At 63.1% G+C, this 18,431-nt stretch carries 16 protein-coding genes, 1 tRNA gene and 1 riboswitch; of the genes, 7 read left to right on the top strand and 10 right to left on the bottom strand.

Annotated elements, in window-relative coordinates; translation table 11 throughout:
* The first annotated feature begins 186 nt into the window (after positions 1-186).
* Positions 187-1,437 carry a site-2 protease family protein gene (locus tag NKI73_RS19425; RefSeq protein ID WP_352632452.1) on the top strand — a complete coding sequence of 417 codons (1,251 nt, stop codon included), beginning with the start codon at positions 187-189 and terminating at the stop codon, positions 1,435-1,437.
* Between the two features lie 190 nt (positions 1,438-1,627).
* On the opposite strand, the gene lipB is transcribed toward NKI73_RS19425, so the two are convergent.
* Complete coding sequence (gene lipB, locus NKI73_RS19420; protein ID WP_352632450.1) at positions 1,628-2,371, bottom strand: lipoyl(octanoyl) transferase LipB; 744 nt, start codon at positions 2,369-2,371, stop codon at positions 1,628-1,630.
* 274 nt (positions 2,372-2,645) lie between these two features.
* On the opposite strand from lipB, the gene NKI73_RS19415 reads away from it, so the two are divergent.
* Positions 2,646-2,730, top strand: a tRNA-Leu gene (locus NKI73_RS19415).
* A 54-nt stretch (positions 2,731-2,784) separates the two neighbouring features.
* Here the strand turns inward: NKI73_RS19415 and NKI73_RS19410 are convergent.
* The 6 genes from NKI73_RS19410 to NKI73_RS19385 form a co-directional block, all read right to left on the bottom strand.
* Entirely contained in the window at positions 2,785-4,809 is a 2,025-nt protein-coding gene (locus tag NKI73_RS19410) for a BTAD domain-containing putative transcriptional regulator (RefSeq protein WP_352632448.1), read from the bottom strand.
* A gap of 545 nt (positions 4,810-5,354) precedes the next feature.
* Positions 5,355-6,251 (bottom strand): succinate--CoA ligase subunit alpha, encoded by an 897-nt coding sequence (gene sucD, locus NKI73_RS19405; RefSeq protein WP_352632446.1) that lies wholly within the window; start codon positions 6,249-6,251, stop codon positions 5,355-5,357.
* An 11-nt stretch (positions 6,252-6,262) separates the two neighbouring features.
* A complete protein-coding gene (locus NKI73_RS19400; RefSeq protein WP_352632444.1) occupies positions 6,263-7,447 on the bottom strand; it encodes a malate--CoA ligase subunit beta in 1,185 nt (394 codons plus the stop codon).
* A 19-nt stretch (positions 7,448-7,466) separates the two neighbouring features.
* Positions 7,467-8,429: an HpcH/HpaI aldolase/citrate lyase family protein gene (locus tag NKI73_RS19395; RefSeq protein WP_352632442.1), complete on the bottom strand. Its 963-nt coding sequence runs from the start codon at positions 8,427-8,429 to the stop codon at positions 7,467-7,469.
* A gap of 13 nt (positions 8,430-8,442) precedes the next feature.
* The gene (locus tag NKI73_RS19390; protein ID WP_352632440.1) at positions 8,443-9,633 is read right to left on the bottom strand and encodes an aminotransferase class V-fold PLP-dependent enzyme; all 1,191 of its coding nucleotides are present in this window, start codon (positions 9,631-9,633) and stop codon (positions 8,443-8,445) included.
* Between the two features lie 127 nt (positions 9,634-9,760).
* The gene (locus NKI73_RS19385) at positions 9,761-10,432 is read right to left on the bottom strand and encodes a LuxR C-terminal-related transcriptional regulator (protein ID WP_352632439.1); all 672 of its coding nucleotides are present in this window, start codon (positions 10,430-10,432) and stop codon (positions 9,761-9,763) included.
* A gap of 395 nt (positions 10,433-10,827) precedes the next feature.
* Between NKI73_RS19385 and mgtE the strand changes: the two genes are divergently transcribed.
* Entirely contained in the window at positions 10,828-12,246 is a 1,419-nt protein-coding gene (mgtE, locus tag NKI73_RS19380) for a magnesium transporter (RefSeq protein WP_352632437.1), read from the top strand.
* Positions 12,247-12,399: 153 nt separating this feature from the next.
* A complete protein-coding gene (locus NKI73_RS19375; protein ID WP_006203215.1) occupies positions 12,400-12,786 on the top strand; it encodes a MerR family transcriptional regulator in 387 nt (128 codons plus the stop codon).
* A 73-nt stretch (positions 12,787-12,859) separates the two neighbouring features.
* Here the strand turns inward: NKI73_RS19375 and NKI73_RS19370 are convergent, their stop codons facing one another.
* Positions 12,860-13,336, bottom strand: a complete 477-nt coding sequence (locus NKI73_RS19370; RefSeq protein WP_352632435.1) for a methyltransferase family protein — start codon at positions 13,334-13,336, stop codon at positions 12,860-12,862.
* Entirely contained in the window at positions 13,333-14,331 is a 999-nt protein-coding gene (locus NKI73_RS19365) for a heparan-alpha-glucosaminide N-acetyltransferase (RefSeq protein ID WP_352632433.1), read from the bottom strand. The genes NKI73_RS19370 and NKI73_RS19365 overlap by 4 nt, the downstream gene beginning before the upstream one ends.
* Before the next feature lie 223 nt (positions 14,332-14,554).
* Here NKI73_RS19365 and NKI73_RS19360 point away from each other — a divergent pair, with 223 nt between their 5' ends.
* Positions 14,555-15,754, top strand: a complete 1,200-nt coding sequence (locus NKI73_RS19360; RefSeq protein WP_352632431.1) for an MFS transporter — start codon at positions 14,555-14,557, stop codon at positions 15,752-15,754.
* Between the two features lie 3 nt (positions 15,755-15,757).
* On the opposite strand, the gene NKI73_RS19355 is transcribed toward NKI73_RS19360, so the two are convergent.
* Positions 15,758-16,933 (bottom strand): aromatic ring-hydroxylating oxygenase subunit alpha, encoded by a 1,176-nt coding sequence (locus NKI73_RS19355; protein WP_352632429.1) that lies wholly within the window; start codon positions 16,931-16,933, stop codon positions 15,758-15,760.
* Between the two features lie 140 nt (positions 16,934-17,073).
* Positions 17,074-17,269: riboswitch (cobalamin riboswitch) on the top strand.
* A gap of 36 nt (positions 17,270-17,305) precedes the next feature.
* On the opposite strand from NKI73_RS19355, the gene NKI73_RS19350 reads away from it, so the two are divergent.
* Complete coding sequence (locus tag NKI73_RS19350) at positions 17,306-17,485, top strand: CbtB domain-containing protein (protein ID WP_109667912.1); 180 nt, start codon at positions 17,306-17,308, stop codon at positions 17,483-17,485.
* Positions 17,486-17,500: 15 nt separating this feature from the next.
* Positions 17,501-18,268, top strand: a complete 768-nt coding sequence (locus tag NKI73_RS19345; protein ID WP_352632426.1) for a CbtA family protein — start codon at positions 17,501-17,503, stop codon at positions 18,266-18,268.
* The last annotated feature ends 163 nt before the right edge of the window (positions 18,269-18,431 follow it).

The raw sequence follows: 18,431 nt of genomic DNA, 5'->3' as shown, positions 1-18,431 counted from the left end.
GGTTCAGGATGTCATCTCACTGGTTTGCATGAGCACGTTTCTCGTTTCCATGGCGATCTGGATCGGAGCCATGTGATTTGGCGGCGTTCGCCGCTGCGGGGACTGGCGGTCGAAAGTCGTTCCCGCGTTAAGCTTTTCTTGCCGCCGCGACGTTAGGGTGCATAGAAGACAGGGAGCAACGTCCAAGTGTCGCCCATCGTCAGGGCCATTCTCGTGGCCAGCAATCTCGGGCTGATCTTTCTCTTGATGACCGTGCCGCTTGGTTTGCGCACGATCCGGTTGACCCGTGTGGTGGCGATGGACCGACAGCGCCTCTGGCAGGCGCTGTGGCCGCTTGGCAGCGATGCCGGCTGGTCCGGTGAGATCCTTTCCGCCGAGGCGCCGGACGGCGAGGGCGTGGCCCGCATCATGCTGTCCTGGGAAGGACGCGACGGCAAGCCGATCGAGCGCAAGTCGCGGTTTGAAGACATTGTCGAGGGCAGCCGCTTCTCGATGCGTGTCCTCGAGGACACCGCGCTCGACGCTTCGTTCTGGAAGGATTTTGGCGAAACCACCGAACTCGTTTCCGAGGGCAACGGTACGCGGGTGACGCTCAGCCAGACCGATCGCTACCGCGGCGTTGCCTTCCTGGTGTTCCGCTATTTCGCCATGCGCCGCGAACTCTCCAAGCTGCAGCGCTGGGCGCGGACCGGGCAGTATCGCAAGGGCGGCTGGTTCGAGCATCCGCTCAGCCAGGTCGGCTTCGCTGGTCTTTCGGCGCTGATCCTGTGGCCGTTCTTCGGGCTTCACTTCGGCGGGCTGGCATTGGCCGCGATCCTGACATCGGTTGTGGCCCTGCACGAACTCGGTCACATAGCGGCGTTCCGGCTGATGGGCCACAACAGGGCACGAATGATCTTCATTCCGCTGCTCGGCGGCATCGCCATTGGCGGGCGGCCCTATGACAGCCGCTTCGAGGTCGCCTTCGTGGCGCTGATGGGCGCCGGCTTTTCCGCCTTCCTGGTGCCGATCGCTATCGCCGCCAGCACCTTTGCCGGCGCTGATGGACATCGGCTGGCGGCGGCGCTGCTGGCGACACTGGCGGGCTTCGCCGCCCTGTTCAACTTCGCCAATCTGGTGCCGGTGTGGAAGTTCGACGGCGGCCAGGTGCTGCGCCAGATCTGTCCGGGGCCGGTCGCGCTGGCGCTGGCCTCGTTCTTCCTGCTCTCGGCCTTCCTGGCGGTGGGTTGGCAGGCCGGCTTTTCCTCCAACTTCCTGCTCGCCACAGGAGCGGTGTTTTCAATTCTCAGCCTGCTGACGATGAGCAGCGGGGTCAAGCCGCGTCATGAGCTGAAGCCGATCCGCACCGTCGACCGCTTGGCCATGGCGGCAGCGTTGCTGGCGGTGTTCGCCATCCATGGATACGGCGTCTTGTGGGCCTCCGCTCAGCTGATCTGAGGTGTGTTGAGATTCAGGTGATGCCGGCCTGCAAACGGCGGCTTCCTGCGCTTCCCTGTTCTACCGCGTCGCGGTAGAACTGTGCTCACGTACAAAAAGTACGCTCCGCTCCGGTTCTCGGAAGCCACCGTTTTCGACTCGGCCTGACCTGAATCTCAACACACCTCAAGCAGCTGCCGGACCGAAAAGTTCAACCGGCCTTACGCGCGGCTTCGGCAGGCAAGGCCGTGGCGGGACCGAAGACGTCCTCGAAGGCGGATTTCAGCGCGAGATCAAGGTCGGCCATTGTCAGGGGAAGGCCGAGGTCGACGAGGCTGGTGACGCCGTGGTCCTGCACACCGCAAGGCACGATGCCGCTGAAATGGTCGAGGTCCGGCTCGACATTGATGGCGATGCCGTGAAAGCTCACCCAGCGCCGCAGCCGGATGCCTATTGCCGCGATCTTGTCCTCGGCCGGCGAGCCGTCCGGCAGTGAAGGGCGATCCGGCCGCACCACCCAGACGCCGACCCGGTCCTCGCGACGCTCGCCTTGCACGTTGAAAGCGGCGAGCGTGCCGATGATCCACTGTTCGAGCGCGGCGACAAAGGCGCGGACATCCTCGCGCCGCCGTTTCAGGTCGAGCATGACATAAGCGACCCGCTGGCCCGGCCCATGATAGGTGTATTCGCCGCCGCGTCCCGCCGCGAAGACCGGGAAGCGGTTGGCGTCGATCAGGTCCTCGCTCCGGGCGCTGGTGCCGGCCGTGTAGAGCGGCGGATGTTCGACCAGCCAGACCATTTCGCCGGCAGCCCCGCTGCGGACCGCCTCGGCGCGCGCCTCCATGAAGGCAAGCGCATCGGGATAGGCGGTGAGGCCGGGCTCGATCAGCCACTCGACCGGCGCTGAGCCGGGCAGGGGCAGGAACGACGTGGCTATCTGGCTGCGTTCTGTCATCACGGCTCTCGTCCACGGCGCGTCATTTCAAATGCGACATGCCCCGGGTGTTGTCTTGTTCATGTCGTAGTCCCGAAACCGCTCGGCGCCTTTTTGGACGACATGCCTGGTCCTTCATATGGCGGCAATCGGGCAAAACGTCCAGTTCGAGGGGCGTTTCAAGCTTCTTGACCGTTATGCCAAAATGGCTGGTGATTATTACGTGTCGCGCACTTGTTTCGCCGGAAACGATTTGCTACACGCCGCGAGCCGGTCGGTTCCGGCTCTACCACGTGCGGTCGTGGCGGAATTGGTAGACGCGCAGCGTTGAGGTCGCTGTGGGGCAACCCGTGGAAGTTCGAGTCTTCTCGACCGCACCAATTTGATGCCCCAAGGGCAACGCCAAACTCGACACGCCTGCCGGTGATACCGGATTACTCCGGCAGTCCTGCTTTCCGAAGTGCTTCGACATACCTGGCGCGATCGTCCTGTCGACGAAATGGCGGCAACACATCCGCGAGATTCGAAAGGCGGAGCGCAGCATCGAATTCGCACAGGCGAGCGGTCATTTCCCGTGCTTCCGCAAGCCGCCCCGCAAGCGCATGACCTGCTGCCACCACGCGCATAGCGCTCGGGTAGTTCGGCTGCAGGCGCAACGATTTTCCCGCCCATGCGACGGCGTCATCGTAGTGGCCAGCACAGAAATGAGCGAGCCCGGTGTTGAACTGCCAGGCGAACAGGCGTGGATCCAGCGGGCTTAGGCGCATGGCAAGCGCGGCGTGCTCGATGGCCTCGTCTGGCTCGCCCAAGCAAGCCTTCACCCAGCTGCTGACGCCCAAGGCAATGGCCGAGTTCGGGCTGAGAGTGAGCGCACGGTCGATGCAGGCGGCACTGTCCTCCAGATCGCCGCCTACGTAGCCGAGGACGTATCCAGCGTAGGAGAGCACAATCGCATCGTCCCTCCCGAATTCGACTGCTCTTCTGGCCAGTCGAGTGGCTTCGGCAATCTCTTCCGCGCGGTTGACCATCCAGCCGTTACTCTTTCGCGTGGCGTAGCACCGCGCCGCCCGGGCATGGGCCAGAGCGAACTCCGGGTCACGCTCGATCGCCTTCATGAAGAGCCGCAAGGCATCGTCGATGACCAATCTGTCGGTGATCGTGCGGTCAAAGGCAGATAGCCCGCGGAGATAGTAGTCGTAAGCGTCGAGGCTCTCCGTCGGCTTGCGTTTGGCACGCTCGATCTCAGCCTCTTCCACTTTCGGTGTTATTGCGCCCACTATGCTGGACGTGACCTGATCCTGGAGATCGAACACATCCGCCAGAGTTCCGTCGAAGCGATCTGCCCAGAGGTGGGCACCTGTCGAAGTGTCGATGAGCTGCCCGGCAATGCGCAGGCGATCGCCCGCTCGGCGCACGCTGCCCTCAACCACGTAGCGCACGCCGAGTTCGCGCCCGATCTGCTTCACGTCCGCGGTTCGACCCTTGTAGGCGAAGCTCGAATTCCGCGCGATGACAAAGAGATGGCGGAAGCGAGCCAGCGCAGTGGTGATGTCCTCCACGACACCGTCCGCGAAATAGTCTTGCTCGGGGTCGCCGCTCAGGTTCTGAAAGGGCAGCACGGCGACTGACGGTTTCATCGGAAGCGGCGGCAGCGTTATCGCGGCCTCGCCGTTGGACTGCAGCACCGACGCAACCTCAAGATCCGCCTTGGTCTGCTGATACTCGACTCGTTCCCTTGATCGCAGCGAAGCTGCAAGGGAACCTGTCTGCGCCTCGGGTTCCACGCCCAGATGCTTTGTCAAGGCTGCTCGGCAAAGGTCGAACTGGCGCAGGGCTGCATTTTCGTGACCCCGATGTACATAGATCCGGATCAGCGCCCGATGGGCCTCTTCCGCGGTTGGGTCCGAAGCGAGCAGCCTTTCCGCAAGTCCTTCGCAGGCTGCCTCTTCCGCCGAGTCGGGTGCGAGCGGCGCGAGGCTCAGCCGTTCCACCAATTGCCGTGCTTTGCGTTGATATCTGCTCTGATGCGATCCAAACCACTCGCCCAGTTCGTCCGGGATGACTTCGCCGGCAAGGACGTCGCCGCGATAGAGGTCGGCAGCGGCGGCAAGATCAATGACTTGGCCTTGCTTGAGCTTCTGCTCGAAGACCCAGATATCCGCTTCGTCGGAACCAGCTGTCAGCGCGACGGATTCCTGGTCTCCCTCGATGTAGATGGCTGCATCGCTGCGCGTTGGAAACGGCCGCCTGATGTCGACAAGCGCCTGCCGTAGACTGTTGCGTGCCTGCGCGCCGTCCCGTCCCGGCCAAAAGACCTCGGAGAGCGGCTCTCGACTGAGTCCTCGGCGGCCTGCCAAGACCAGAGCAGCAAAAAGAAGCGAGGACTTGCGCGTGCTGAAGCGGACGGGCTGGTCGTCAAGGGAAATAACTTCGAGACCGCCAAGCAACCGAATGCGCACGATTGGCTCCAGACTTCGACCCCAGTGGGCTGGATAGCATTTCCGTCGGTCGATTTAACGCAGATTTAGCAGCGGCGGGCCGGTTTTTCTCTTTTTTTCGCGCGCGGCCGAACAGCCGCAAAGCACAGGCATGGCAAGCTCTGGCCGTAATCTGGAAATGGGAGGGCCAAAATGGCTCATACGGGAACTCGCGCCAGTCGCTATCCGAGGAAAGGTCGCCTCCTTAGGGCACTGCCGGCAAGCATAGCAGTAACGATCGCAGCTTTCAGAAACTGGCGGCGTACCGCTGCACGACGCAGAGCAATCGCAGGTCTGACCGTCGATCAGTTGAGGGACATCGGCCATCCAGTGGTCGATGCGCCTACGCTCGAAATCAAAGCGGGTCTGATCACGAACTTGATGTCGATGAGGTGAGATCGGGTGCGACACGTCACGGCGGTCGGCCTTCTCGAGGCTCGAAACGGCAGCGGCGGCGCGTCATTCAGACCACGCCGCCGTTTCGTTTGTTGACTAAGCTGTAAGCCCGAAAGCCGGCTCGATCGGAATCAGGCAGCCTTCTTCCGGGCCAGGGTATCGGCCACGACCTCGCCGAAGGACGATGGCGTCGGCACAATGGCGACGCCGGCCTCTTTCAGGATTTCGACCTTTTCCTGCGCCGATTCGCCGAAGGCCGAGATGATGGCGCCGGCATGGCCCATGCGCCGGCCTTTTGGCGCGGAAAGCCCGGCGATATAGGCGATCAGCGGCTTGCGCATGTTGTCGCGCGCCCAGATCGCTGCTTCCGCTTCCTGCGGTCCGCCGATCTCGCCGATCATCACCACGGCGTCGGTTTCGTCGTCCTGCTCGAACAGCTTCAGAATGTCCTTGAAAGACGAGCCGTTGATCGGATCGCCGCCGATGCCGACGCTGGTCGAGACGCCGATGCCAAGCGCCTTCATCTGCGAGGCGGCCTCATAGCCGAGCGTGCCCGAGCGCCCGACGATGCCGACGCGGCCGGGGAGATAGATGCTGCCCGGCATGATGCCCATCAGTGCCTGTCCGGGCGTAATCACCCCGGCGCAGTTAGGCCCGATCAGCCGCATGCGGTCCTCAAAACGGTAGCGGCGCATATAGCGCTTGACCTGCATCATGTCCTGCGAGGGAATGCCGTCGGTGATGCAGACGCACAGCTTAATGCCAGCATCTGCGGCTTCCATGATGGAGTCGGCGGCGAAAGGCGGCGGCACGAAGACGATGCTGGCCTCGGCGCGGGTTTCGCGAACGGCTCCCTTGACGGTGTTGAAAACGGGCAGGCCGAGATGCGTCTGCCCGCCCTTGCCGGGCGTCACGCCGCCGACGAGCTTGGTGCCATAGCGCTTCATGTCCTCGGCATGGAAGCTGCCGATCTTGCCGGTGAAGCCCTGGACGATGACCCGCGTACCGCGGTTGAGCAGGATTGCCATTTCGAACTCCCTCAGTTTGCTTTCTTGAGCGACACCGCGCGCCAGGCGGCGACGGCCTTTTCGGCGGCTTCCGCCAGCGTTTCGGCAACGATCACCGCCTCGCCGGAATCGGCCAGGATGCGGCGCCCTTCCTCGACCTTGGTGCCGGCAAGCCGCACCACCAATGGTACGTTGACGCCGACTTCGCGGATCGCCTTGATGACGCCCTCGGCGACCCAGTCGCATCGGTTGATGCCGGCGAAGATGTTGACCAGGATGGTCTCGACATTCTTGTCACCAAGCACGGCACGGAACGATTTCGCCACCCGCTCCGGCGAGGCGCCGCCGCCGATGTCCAGGAAGTTCGCCGGCTCGCCGCCGGCGATCTTGATCATGTCCATCGTTGCCATGGCGAGGCCGGCGCCGTTGATGATGCAGCCGATATTGCCATCGAGGCCGACATAGGAGAGGCCGCGGTCGCTGGCGAAGGTTTCGCGCGGGTCTTCCTGGCTCTTGTCGCGCAGTTCGGAGATTTCCGGCCGCCGGTACAACGCGTTCTCGTCGAACGACATCTTGGCGTCGAGCGCGACGAGGTTGCCATCGCGAGTCACCACCAGCGGATTGATCTCCAGCATCGAGGCATCGTAGTCGCGGAACACCTGGTAGCAGCTGAAGATGGTTTCGGTCGCCTTGCCGATCAGGCTCTGATCCAGGCCAAGCCCGAAGGCGATCTCTCGCGCCTGGAAGCGCTGCATGCCGACGCCGGGATCGACCGTGGTCCGGATGATGGAATCCGGCGCCCTCTCGACGATATCCTCGATCTCCATGCCGCCGGCGGCCGACGCCACAATCATGACGCGCTCCTCCTTCCGGTCGAGGACGAAGCCGACATACAGTTCCTGGGCGATGTCGACGGCTTCCTCGAGATAGAGCCGCGAAATCAGCTTGCCGCGCGGGCCGGTCTGCTGGGTCACCAGCTTGCGGCCGAGCATGGCTTCGGCCGCGTCGGAGATTTCCTCGTCATTGGCGCAGAGCTTGATGCCGCCGGCCTTGCCGCGGGCGCCGGAATGGACCTGCGCCTTCAGCACCCATTTGCCGCCGCCTATCTCGCGGGCGCGATAGGTCGCCTGCTCGGGGCTGTAGGCGAGGCCGCCGCGCGGGACGTGAACCCCGTGGCGGGCGAGCAGTTCCTTGGCCTGATACTCGTGGATGTCCATTTTTGTCCTCCCTAAGCAGTCAATGCGTAGCGACGCGTGATTGGCCGGCGCGTTCGATTGCTTCGTTGACCACCAATACGTTCCTCGCCATGCGCTCCGACGCGGCATCGATCATCTTGCCGTCGAGTGCGGCCGCTCCCTTGCCTTGCGCCTCGGCCTCCTTCAGCACTTCGAGGATGCGCCTGGCGCGGGTGACCTCCTTTTCCGGCGGGGAGAAGACGCTGTTGGCAAGCTCGATCTGCGAGGGGTGGATCGCCCATTTGCCTTCGATGCCAAGGGCAGCCGCGCGCTTGGCGCCGGCGATGTAACCTTCCGGATCGGAGAAATCGCCGAATGGTCCGTCAATGGCGCGCAGGCCGTAGGCCCTGCAGGCTACGGTCATCCGCGACAAAGCGAAATGCCACTGGTCGCCGGGATAGTCCGGGTTGAGCCCGCCAATGTTGACGGTGCGCGCCTTGCAGCTCGCGGCATAGTCGGCGACGCCGAAATGCATTGCCTCCAGGCGGCCTGGTGTCGCGGCGATCGCCTCGACATTGGCCATGCCGAGTGCCGTCTCGATGAGCGCTTCCAGGCCGACGCGGGTCTTGTAGCCCTTGGCCATCTCGATCTGGTTGACCATGGCCTCGACCATGTAGAGGTCGGCCGGCACACCGACTTTCGGCACCAGGATCGTGTCCAGCCGGTCGCCGGCCTGTTCCATCACGTCGACCACGTCGCGGTACATGTAGTGTGTGTCGAGGCCGTTGATGCGCACCGAAACGGTCTTGCCCTTGGCGCGCCAGTCGATGTCGTTGAGCGCCTGGATGATGTTCTTGCGGGCGCGTTCCTTGTCCGGCGGGGCCACCGCGTCCTCGATGTCGAGGAAGACGAAGTCGGCGGCGCTGTTTGCCGCCTTGTCGATCATCTCCGGGCTTGAACCGGGAACCGCGAGTTCGCTGCGCTGCAGTCTCAGTTTCTTCAGATGGTTGATGGTGTGGCTCATGGTCGGCTCCCCCTCATGCGGCTTCGGCGACCGGCACTGCGGCCGAGGCTCGAAAATGCTGGATGGCGGCGCCGACGCCGGAGCCCGGCGCCAGCCGCACACCGCAATCGAGGAGCGCCATTTCCGCCGCCGACAGCGAGGCGAGCACCATGACTTCGTTCAGCCAACCGAGATGGCCGATGCGGAAGACCTTGCCGAACACCTTGTTGAGACCGCCGCCGAGCGACGTCCGGTACGTCTGGTAGGCGCGCTTGACGATTTCGGCGCTGTCGATGCCCTCCGGCACGAGGATGGCGCTGACGGTGTCGGAGTGCCATTTCGGCGCCTTCGCGCAAAGCTTCAGGCCCCAGGCGTCGACCGCCTTGCGCACGCCTTCGGCGAGGCGATGGTGACGGACGAAAATGTTGTCGAGCCCTTCGTCGGCGATCAGATCGAGCGAGGCGCGCAGGCCGCGCAGCAGTTGCGTCGCCGGCGTGTAGGGGAAATAGCCGGCGTCGTTGGCGCGGATCATGTCCTCGAAGGAGAAGAAGCAGCGCCGGTGGGTGGCGCTCCTCGAAGCGACAAGGGCCTTCTTGCTGACTGAGAGGAAGCCGAGGCCGGCCGGCAGCATGAAGCCTTTCTGCGAACCGCTGACGGCGCAGTCGACGCCCCATTCCTCCTGCCGGAAATCGATCGAACCGATCGACGACACACCGTCGACAAAGAGCAGGGCAGGGTGATCAGCGGCGTCGAGTACGGCGCGACAGCCGGCGACATCGCTGGTGACGCCGGTCGCGGTCTCGTTCTGCGTGCAGAAGACCGCTTTGATGCGATGCGCCTTGTCCGCATTCAACTTTTCCGCATAGAGGTCGAGCGGTACGCCGGTTCCCCATTCGCAGTCGATCACGTCCACCTCGAAACCGAGGCGCTCGGCCATGTCGACCCACAGATGCGAGAACTGGCCGAAGCGCGACATCAGCACGCGGTCGCCGGGGCTGAGAACATTGGTCATCGCCGCTTCCCAGGCGCCGGTACCGGAGGATGGATAAATGAAGACGCGGCCAGTCTCGTTCTTGAAGACCCGTCGGATGTCTTCAAACAGCGGCAACGTGAAATCAGGGAATGACCCGGCGCGCATATCCTCCATCGGGAGGTTCATCGCTTGCCGGACCTGCTCCGGGATGTTGGTGGGTCCTGGAATGAAAAGATGGGTGAACCCAGCCATGCGCGAACTCCTCCGAGTGCCAGAATTCGTGGCGAGTGCCAGAATTTGTGGAATGAGTGTCGTTTCGGCGGCGCTGGTCAACAACACCTTGCCGGGTAAATTGTCGCCGCGCGCGGGTGGGCTCGACCTACCCGAAAGGCTGCTTGGGACTGCGGCGCCTCTCGCTCGAATAGAGCGCGACGGCCATCGCCCGGTTGCGGACGTCAAGCTTGTCGTAGAGATTCTTGAGGTGGTACTTCACGGTATTTTCCGAGATACCGGTCCGTGTCGCGATCTGAAGATTGGTCCAACCGTCGGACAGCACCGCCAGCAGTTCGCGCTCACGCACCGTGAGCTGCGATAGCGGCGTGTCGTTGACCTTGTTGATGTCGATATAGGGGATGCAGATGCGGCCGTGCGCGACGGCCAGGATCGTGTCGAAGATGATCGGCGGATCGTCGAACTGGAAGCAGTAGCCCTGGGCGCCGAGCCGCACGCATTGCTTCAGGATGCCGATGTCGTGGTCATTGGAAAACACCGTGATGCGCACATCGAACTTGCGGCTCTGGACCTCGGCAAGGACATCGGCGCCATCCATGTCGGCGAGCTTCCAGCCGATGATGGCGACATCGAACTCGGCCTCCGCCGCCAGGTCCAGGAAATGCTTGCCGCTTTGCACGGAGGCCACAAGCTCGAAACGCCCATCGCATTCCAGCATTTCGCGCAGCGCCGAAATGACGAGCGGATTGCGTTCGGCGACGACGACGCGGACGCGCCTCGCTTCGATTGCCTTTTTCGTTGTCTCCAGCTTTATCTTCAAGGGCGTCCGGTTGCTCTGGTTGCGGAGATAGGCGGATCCAAGTGTTCGCCTTGGAGCCTGTACCAGGACAATTCTGACCCAATCGCGCCGGGGTGCTCTTTCCCCAGCGACATGCGCTGTCGCGTGTCCTGAACCGGAACCCTGCTGGTTTCTGACAGGATAGGTATTGTCAGGTTGAGCATACGCGATACTTTTCATGGTGAAGCAGGTGAGATGGAAAAGCACCCATTTCGTTTGATATTCCGAGCGTTAGAGCGATAAGTTCTCAAATCGAATCGTGCCGACGTCCATCTCCGTCAGGACGCCGGATTTCCCAAAACCGGTTTCCACGTTTGGGTTCGATGCTCTAGACCTGATTTGCACCTTTTCCGGGATTGCGATGGCGGGAGGCGCTGGTGGAAGGCCAGGACGAACGGACGACCGGCGCCAGGGCCGCCGAAGAGCACCACGCCGACATCTATGGCGAGGACGGCGCCGTCCTTTCGTCCTTCCTTGCCCAGATCGGTGCTGCGATCGCCGATCGCGACACGCTCGCGCTGAAGCGTGAAGTCGACGACCTGCACCAATCGGAACTCGGGGACCTGCTCGAGGCGCTGCACCCCGACCAGCGCCGTGCGCTGGTCGACCTCTTGGGCGCCGATTTCGACTTCTCAGCGCTGACCGAGGTCGATGAGGCGATCCGCATGGAGATCGTCGACAATCTGCCCAATGCGCAGATTGCCCAGGCGGTGCAGGAGCTCGATTCCGACGACGCGGTCTACATTCTCGAGGATCTCGATCAGGAAGACCAGGACGAGATCCTGTCGCAGCTGCCGTTCACCGAGCGGATCAGGCTGCGCCGCTCGCTCGATTACCCGGAAGAGACGGCCGGCCGCCGCATGCAGACGGAGTTCGTCGCGGTGCCGCCGTTCTGGACGATCGGCCAGACCATCGACTACATGCGCGAGGACAACAACCTTCCCGACCGCTTCAGCCAGATCTTCGTCATCGATCCGAGCTTCAAGCTGCTCGGCGCCATCGACCTCGACCAGATTCTGCGCACCAAGCGCTCGGTCAAGGTCGAGGAGGTCATGCACGAGACGCGGCACGCCATTCCGGCCACCATGGATCAGGAAGAGGCGGCGCGGGAATTCGAGCAGTACGACCTTTTGTCGGCCGCCGTCGTCGACGAGAACGAGCGGCTGGTCGGCGTGCTGACCATCGACGATGTCGTCGACGTCATCCAGCAGGAGGCCGAGGAAGATCTGATGCGCATGGGTGGCGTCGGTGACGAAGAACTCTCCGACAGTATCTTTTCGACCTCGCGCTCGCGGGTTCCGTGGTTGCTGATCAACCTTTTGACCGCGTTCCTGGCGGCGTCGGTCATCAGCCTGTTCGACCGCACGATCGAACATATCGTGGCACTGGCGGTGCTGATGCCGATCGTAGCCGGCATGGGCGGTAATGCCGGCTCGCAGACCATGACCGTCACCGTGCGGGCGCTGGCGACCAGGGATCTCGACATCTACAACGCCAGCCGCATCATTCGCCGCGAGATGGGGGTTGGCTTCATCAACGGCATTATCTTCGCCATCCTGATCGGCATCGTTGCGGCAGCCTGGTTCCGTGATCCCAATCTGGGTGGCATCATCGCCGCGGCGATGATCATCAACATGTTCGTGGCTGCGCTCGCCGGCATCCTGATCCCGCTGCTGCTCGACCGTTTCAAGGTCGACCCGGCGGTTGCTTCGGCTGTCTTCGTCACCACCGTCACGGATGTCGTCGGCTTCTTTGCGTTTCTCGGCATTGCCACATGGTGGTTCGGTGTACCCTAAAGGTACAGTCGTGCCTCAATTGACTTTTACGTAAACGCCGTGCGAGGCTTGGGCGGGGCGCCTTGTCGATTCCGGCATGGCATGGGTTTGGTTCGGGACAGGAGGGCGACGCCGCAGGGCGATCGCTCGGGATTCCGGCGTCCGGGAGTGACTATGCGGGAATATTATTCGATCACCGAGTTGACTCGCGAGTTCGACGTATCGACGCGGACGCTGCGCTTCTATGAGGATGAGGGGCTGGTGCAGCCGGTGCGGCGTGGCCGCACGCGGCTGTTTCGCCCGTCCGATCGCCACCTCATCCGGCAGATCATGCGTGGCAAGAGGCTCGGCTTCTCGATCAACGAGATCCGCGAAATCATCCAGATGTACAAGGAGCCGCCCGGCGAGGTCGGTCAACTCAAGCTGATGATCAAGCGCATCGAAGAAAAGCGCGAGGATCTCAGGCAGAAGCGCCGCGACCTTGAAGAGACGCTGGCCGAGCTCGACCAGGCCGAAGAATCCTGCGTCGAGCGGCTCGTCGAACTCGGCGTGAATACCTGAGCCCTCGTCATCCTCGGGTCTGCGCCGCGTCGCTCTGCTCCTTGCTCGGCCCGTGGATGACGAACGCGCCAGCTCAAATCCAGCGTCGCACGCGTTTCGCGTAGTCGCGGTATTTCTTGCCGAACTTCGCCGCCAGCACCTTTTCCTCGCTCTCGATGGCCATCTTCTGCGTGGCGAAGGCCGCGATGAACGCCAACGGGAGGAACCACGCTATCCCCGAGACAAAGGCGACGCCGATCAACAGCAGCGTGTTGGCGAGATAGATCGGATTGCGGGTGATGCCGAAGGGACCTGACGTGACCAGGTGATCGGGCACCGCGTTGGGGTTGAGCGTGGTCTTGGCCCGGATCATGGTGCGGATCGCGGTGAGCCAGAGTGCGGCGACGGCGAACAGGGCCACCCAGCCGGCCGCGAAAAGAATGTCACCCAGGAGGTCGCCGATCCAGGGCAGGGGGTAGAGCAGGCCAAGGGCAATGCTGATGGCGATGGCGGCCATGTAGATCAGCGGCGGCCACGGTATGAGCCCCTGCTTCGGCTGGTTCTCGGTCATTTGACCCCTTCCTCCATCAACTTGCTGTCGGTTTTGGCGGTACACATGCCGGCGAGATCGGACAGGTGTGCCTTCCATTCCGCAGTCTGGTCGTTGTTGTAGAGCCGATCAAGCGTGGCCTCGCCCTCGAGCGTATCGAGCATGCAGACACAGTAGCTGGAACAGAACTCGGTGTCGCGCGACTGCTCGCAGGACAGCTGGCAGGTTTTGAGGAAGTTCACCTGCGGCGTTTCAACCTGTGCCGGCATGATCTGCGAGAACAGCCACACGCAGCCGATCAGCAGCGGTTGATGGATCAGGTAGAAGGCCAGGCTGTGCCGGCCGATGAAGACCAGCGGGTTGGCCCAGCGGCCTGACTTGAGGTTCGCCAGCCACGTCAAGACACCCGCGCCCGCGGCAAGCTTAGTGACGCCTATGCCGAGAAGCACAGCGCCGAACCACGGGAACAGCGGAACGTAGTCATTGGAACGCGGATTGATCGCCGACAGGCCGACCCACCACAGCCATGGATGGTCGAAAGCCTCGAAGCGCAAATAGATCGGCGCCGCGATGACCAGCGCGGCAACCATCATGGTCAGCAAAGCCGGCAGGCGAAGAAACAGCAGGCCGAGCAGGCTGGCGAGCGCGATCTCATGCAATATGCCGAAGAAGATGAAGCCGTCCGGCGTGGCGATGCGGGTGACGATCGAAATCGCGATCGCGGCTCCGGCGACCATGGCGAAACGCTTCCAGAAGCCGTTCCAGCGGATTTGTCGGCCATGGGCGAGGTACAGGCTGACGCCGACCAGGAACAGGAAGGTCGAGGCGATGCAGCGTGCGTAGATCTTCCACCAGCCGAAGGCGGTCAGGCCGGGATCGGTGTAGCCGAAGAATTCCAGATCCCAGGTGAAATGGTAGCTCGCCATGGCGATCAGCGCGATGCCGCGCACAATGTCGATGGCGACGATGCGCCTTGGTCGATCCTGAACGGGTGCGGTCGGCGTTTGGATGCTCATGGTCTCGCATTCTGATTCAGCCCCGCAAAACGACTATCACGGTTGCACCGAACAAAAGAAGGCCGGGAATTTTGCCGAGGACGCCGGATCAGCCGCCGCATTGGGCCAGTGCCGGGAAGCCTTTGGCCGACTTCGCTTTTGCCCGATAGGCGTCGGTTTCCTCTTATTGGCGCTGGGGTCGCCACGGCAGATTTGGCCCGATAGATTCTGCTTTGGGGAAGCAATGTCCACCCATGTGCGCCATCCGATCTGGCTACCGGCCCTCAAGGCCGCGGACGCGCGCACCTTCGCTTCGCTCTACGCGGTCGAATCCTTCGCCCGCGCTACGGTGTCGAGCGTCATCCCGATCCAGGCCTACGAGATCCTGCATAACGAGCAGATCGTCTCGATCCTCTACACCGTCGTGGCGATGCTCGGCCTGTCGGTGACGCTGTTCATGCCGATGCTGATCCGCCGCTTTGCCCGCCGCTGGATCTACACGGCTGGCGCCTGCCTGCTGGCCATCGGCTCGCTGTTCTTCGTCACGCACACGCTTGCCGGGCAACTGGCCGGCATGCTGTGCCGCGTGATGGGCGCCAGCGCGCTGTCGATCACGCTCAACCTCTACATCATGGATCACATCCGCAAGACCGATTTCATGCAGGCCGAATCGCTGCGCATGGCATGGTCGATGTTGGCCTGGACGGGTGGGCCGACGCTCGGCATCTTCCTCTACACACGCTTCGGCATCTATGCCGCGCATGGCGCGGTCGCGATCTTCGCCCTGGCCCTGCTGGCGCTGTTTTGGACCTACCGGCTCGGCGACAATCCGTCGATCCGTCCGGGCAAGACACGCCCGGTCAATCCGCTCGCCAATATCGGCCGCTTCATCGCCCAGCCAAGACTCAGGCTGGCCTGGCTGATCGCCTTCGGCCGCTCCTGTTTCTGGACGACGTTCTTCGTCTATGGGCCGCTGTTCATGGTGATCGCCGGCGAGGGCAAGCTGGCCGGCGGCCTGCTGGTTTCGGCCGGTAACGCGCTGCTGTTCATGGCCATCTTCTGGGGCAAGGCAGGAAAGCGCTTTGGCGGCCGCCGGACCATGACGTTTGCCTATTTCGCCATGTCGGCCATGCTGCTGGCGGCAGGCTTCGTCGGCGAAACCGTGCCGCTGCTCACCGGCGCCTTCCTGCTTGGCGGCGCCTTCTTCACCATCGCGCTCGACGCACTCGGCTCGACCGCCTTCATGCGCTCGGTGCGCTCCTATGAAAGATCACAGATGGCGGCGGTCTACCGCACCTATCTCGACTTTTCCGAGCTAACGCCGCCGCTGGTCTATTCGGTGGTGCTGGCCTTCTTCGGGCTGGGCTCGGTGTTTGTCACGCTCGGCCTGCTGGCGGCGATTTGCGGCTTCGTGACCTGGCGCTACCTGCCGAAATCACTCTGATCTTCAGGGCTTGGTCGGGAGTGCCGCGTGCCGCTCGCGCACCCAGTTGTGGAAGCGGTGCAGGTCGTATTCCTCGGGCATCAGCACGCCGGCCGTGTGGCGCATCGAGCGCAAGCCTTTCTGGTTGACCTCGCAGATGTCAGCATCTTCCTCCAGCACCTGGGTGCCGAAGGCAACGATGTTGTCGATGTCGGTCGCGGCGAGCGCTTCGGGCGTAAACAGCCATTCGGCGACAAGCTCGGTCTGTTCGGGGCCGAGCGGCACCAGCCGCACGGTGCGGACATAATCGACATGGCCGACGATGAACATCGACGGCAGGCTAGTGGCGTAGGTCTGGCCCGCAGTGCGCTCGGCCTGTGTCAGGCCCGAAAAGACCGGCCCGTGCGCCTGGCCGTCGCTCGACCATGTCTCGGCGCCAGTGCGCAGGCCGCCGGAAAACTCCGGCGCGTCATTGTCGGCATGGCGCGTCCATTCGGGATCGTCGTGTCGTCCCATCAGGCCGCGGCCATAGATCGGCACCAGCCGCGACAGGTCCTTGTGGACGCCGGGGCAATGCAGGCATTCGTTGAAGTTTTCCCAAAAAATCTTCCAGTTGCAGTTCATAACCTTGCGCAGCACATGGCCGCTTACCAACGTCTCCAGCGGCCAGTTGCCGAGATCGCCGGATGCGGGATCGAAGGATGTCTGCGCCGAACCGATCGCGTCTTCAGCGAGATTGACGAAGATAAAACCGCGCCACACCGAGAGCGCTACGCGATAAAGCGGATGATCGGCCTTGTCGAAATTTTCAGGCAGCGATTTCGACGGCACGCGCACGAGATCGCCGCGCAGGGAATAAGACCAGGCGTGGTAGGGGCAGGTGATCAGCCGCGCCTTCAGCCGGCCTTCGCTTTCCCGGCAAAGCTGCGAGCCGCGATGGCGGCAGGTGTTGTGGAAGGCGCGCAGTTCGCCGGTCTCGTCACGCAGCACGACAATCCCCTGCGTGCCGATGCGGAAGGTGCGGAAAGCCATCGGTTGCGCAAGGTCGGCCTCGCGGCAGACCAGCAGCCAGCTTCTGTACCAGATAGCGTCGAGATCGTTTTGGTAGGTGCCTGCATCCCAATAGGCCGACGAAGGCAGCGTCGGTTCGGTCCGGGTCAGGCCGTTGTAGGGATCGCGCTCGCTGGCAATGGGCTGCATGGGCTGGCTTCCTATGGAGGTGCCAGCCGACACCCGGCCAGGAAAATTGTCAATTGCGGCACCGGCGGCCCTTGCCTGGCACGACGCATTCGCAATGGTTGCCGGCGGAATTTGGTTTGCCGGAGGCGAGGATTCTGCCTATAGTCGCTGATGTCGTCGGTTCCATTTTGGAGCCAAGAGGGAATGCGGTGCGGGCGAGTTTCGCCCAATGCCGTGGCTGCCCCCGCAACTGTGTGCGGTAGTCCTCTCCATATGCCACTGAAGATTGTTCTTCGGGAAGGTGGGGAAGGGCGCTGATCCGTGAGCCAGGAGACCTGCCGGCGACAGGAAACTGACTTCGATGCCCTCGGGTGGAGGGCGAAAGGACAAGACATGACTACTGCTTCCGTCTCCCTCGGCGCCTCCGTCTCCTCGCAGTCGCGCTTCATGCAGCTCGCTCTTGCTGCGTTTCTCGGCATCTTCGTGATGGGCTTTGTCGGCTTCTCGCATATCGATGCAGTCCACAATGCGGCTCACGACTATCGCCATTCGATGGCGTTTCCCTGCCACTGACGAGGATCTGACATCATGAACCTGTTTCGCAACGTCGTGTTCATCGCGGCGATCGCAGGGCTCGTGGCCGGTGTCGTTCTCGCCTGCATGCAGGCCTACGCCACCGTGCCGCTGATCCTGAAGGCGGAAGTCTACGAACAGGCTGGTGGCGGGCATCACCATGACCATGCCGCTCCGGCCCCAACGGATAGCAATGCCACGAGCACAGCCGCTCCGGCGGCGGAAGTCGCTCCGGCCGCCGAAGATGAGGGTTGGGCGCCGGCAGACGGTTTCGAGCGTTTCGCCTTCAGCGTGCTTGCCAATATTGTCACCGGCATCGGTTTCGCGCTGATTCTGGTTGCAGTCTCCGAATTCGCCGGCGGCATCGGTGGCTGGCGGCAGGGCGTCTTCTGGGGCTTGGCCGGCTTTGCCGTGTTCACGCTGGCACCGGGTCTTGGCCTGCCGCCGGAACTGCCGGCCATGCCCGCGGCCGATCTGACCGAGCGCCAGATCTGGTGGTGGGCAACGGTGGCGGCGACCGCGGCCGGGCTCGGCCTGATCGCCTTTCGCAAGTCGCTGCCGCTGGCGATCCTGGCCGTGGCGTTGATCGTCGCGCCGCATATTGTCGGCGCGCCGCAGCCCGACAGTTTCGAGACGCCGATCCCGGAAGGCCTGCATCACCAGTTCGTGGTGGCGGTGACAGTGACTAATCTGGTGTTCTGGCTGGTGCTCGGCGCGGTCGTCGGCGTGGTGCGTGGCCGCTTTACCGGTACGGCGACCAGCCTGCGCGACAGCTTTGCCTGACAGCAAGGCACTGACCTTCCTCATCGGCGGTGGGGGGGGCGGGGAGGGCCCCCCCCCCCGCAACAAAGTATACGCCGGCAAGGCTGCGAAGACCCCCTTAGCGAAACCCCCCAACCCCCTCCACGACACACGCGTGCAGCACACGCCGCACACCTGGCCGCCG

Origin of the sequence: Mesorhizobium sp. M0496 (genome assembly GCF_040321205.1) — a bacterium.
Lineage (GTDB): Bacteria > Pseudomonadota > Alphaproteobacteria > Rhizobiales > Rhizobiaceae > Mesorhizobium.
This window is presented reverse-complemented; position numbering and strand designations above follow the sequence as displayed.

Coding starts and splice junctions, on each gene's coding strand:
- lipB (WP_352632450.1), bottom strand. CDS start 2,371: ATGACAGAACGCAGCCAGATAGCCACGTCGTTCCTGCCCCTGCCCGGC.
- sucD (WP_352632446.1), bottom strand. CDS start 6,251: ATGGCAATCCTGCTCAACCGCGGTACGCGGGTCATCGTCCAGGGCTTC.
- NKI73_RS19400 (WP_352632444.1), bottom strand. CDS start 7,447: ATGGACATCCACGAGTATCAGGCCAAGGAACTGCTCGCCCGCCACGGG.
- NKI73_RS19395 (WP_352632442.1), bottom strand. CDS start 8,429: ATGAGCCACACCATCAACCATCTGAAGAAACTGAGACTGCAGCGCAGC.
- NKI73_RS19390 (WP_352632440.1), bottom strand. CDS start 9,633: ATGGCTGGGTTCACCCATCTTTTCATTCCAGGACCCACCAACATCCCG.
- NKI73_RS19375 (WP_006203215.1), top strand. CDS start 12,400: ATGCGGGAATATTATTCGATCACCGAGTTGACTCGCGAGTTCGACGTA.
- NKI73_RS19370 (WP_352632435.1), bottom strand. CDS start 13,336: ATGACCGAGAACCAGCCGAAGCAGGGGCTCATACCGTGGCCGCCGCTG.
- NKI73_RS19365 (WP_352632433.1), bottom strand. CDS start 14,331: ATGAGCATCCAAACGCCGACCGCACCCGTTCAGGATCGACCAAGGCGC.
- NKI73_RS19360 (WP_352632431.1), top strand. CDS start 14,555: ATGTCCACCCATGTGCGCCATCCGATCTGGCTACCGGCCCTCAAGGCC.
- NKI73_RS19355 (WP_352632429.1), bottom strand. CDS start 16,933: ATGCAGCCCATTGCCAGCGAGCGCGATCCCTACAACGGCCTGACCCGG.
- NKI73_RS19350 (WP_109667912.1), top strand. CDS start 17,306: ATGACTACTGCTTCCGTCTCCCTCGGCGCCTCCGTCTCCTCGCAGTCG.
- NKI73_RS19345 (WP_352632426.1), top strand. CDS start 17,501: ATGAACCTGTTTCGCAACGTCGTGTTCATCGCGGCGATCGCAGGGCTC.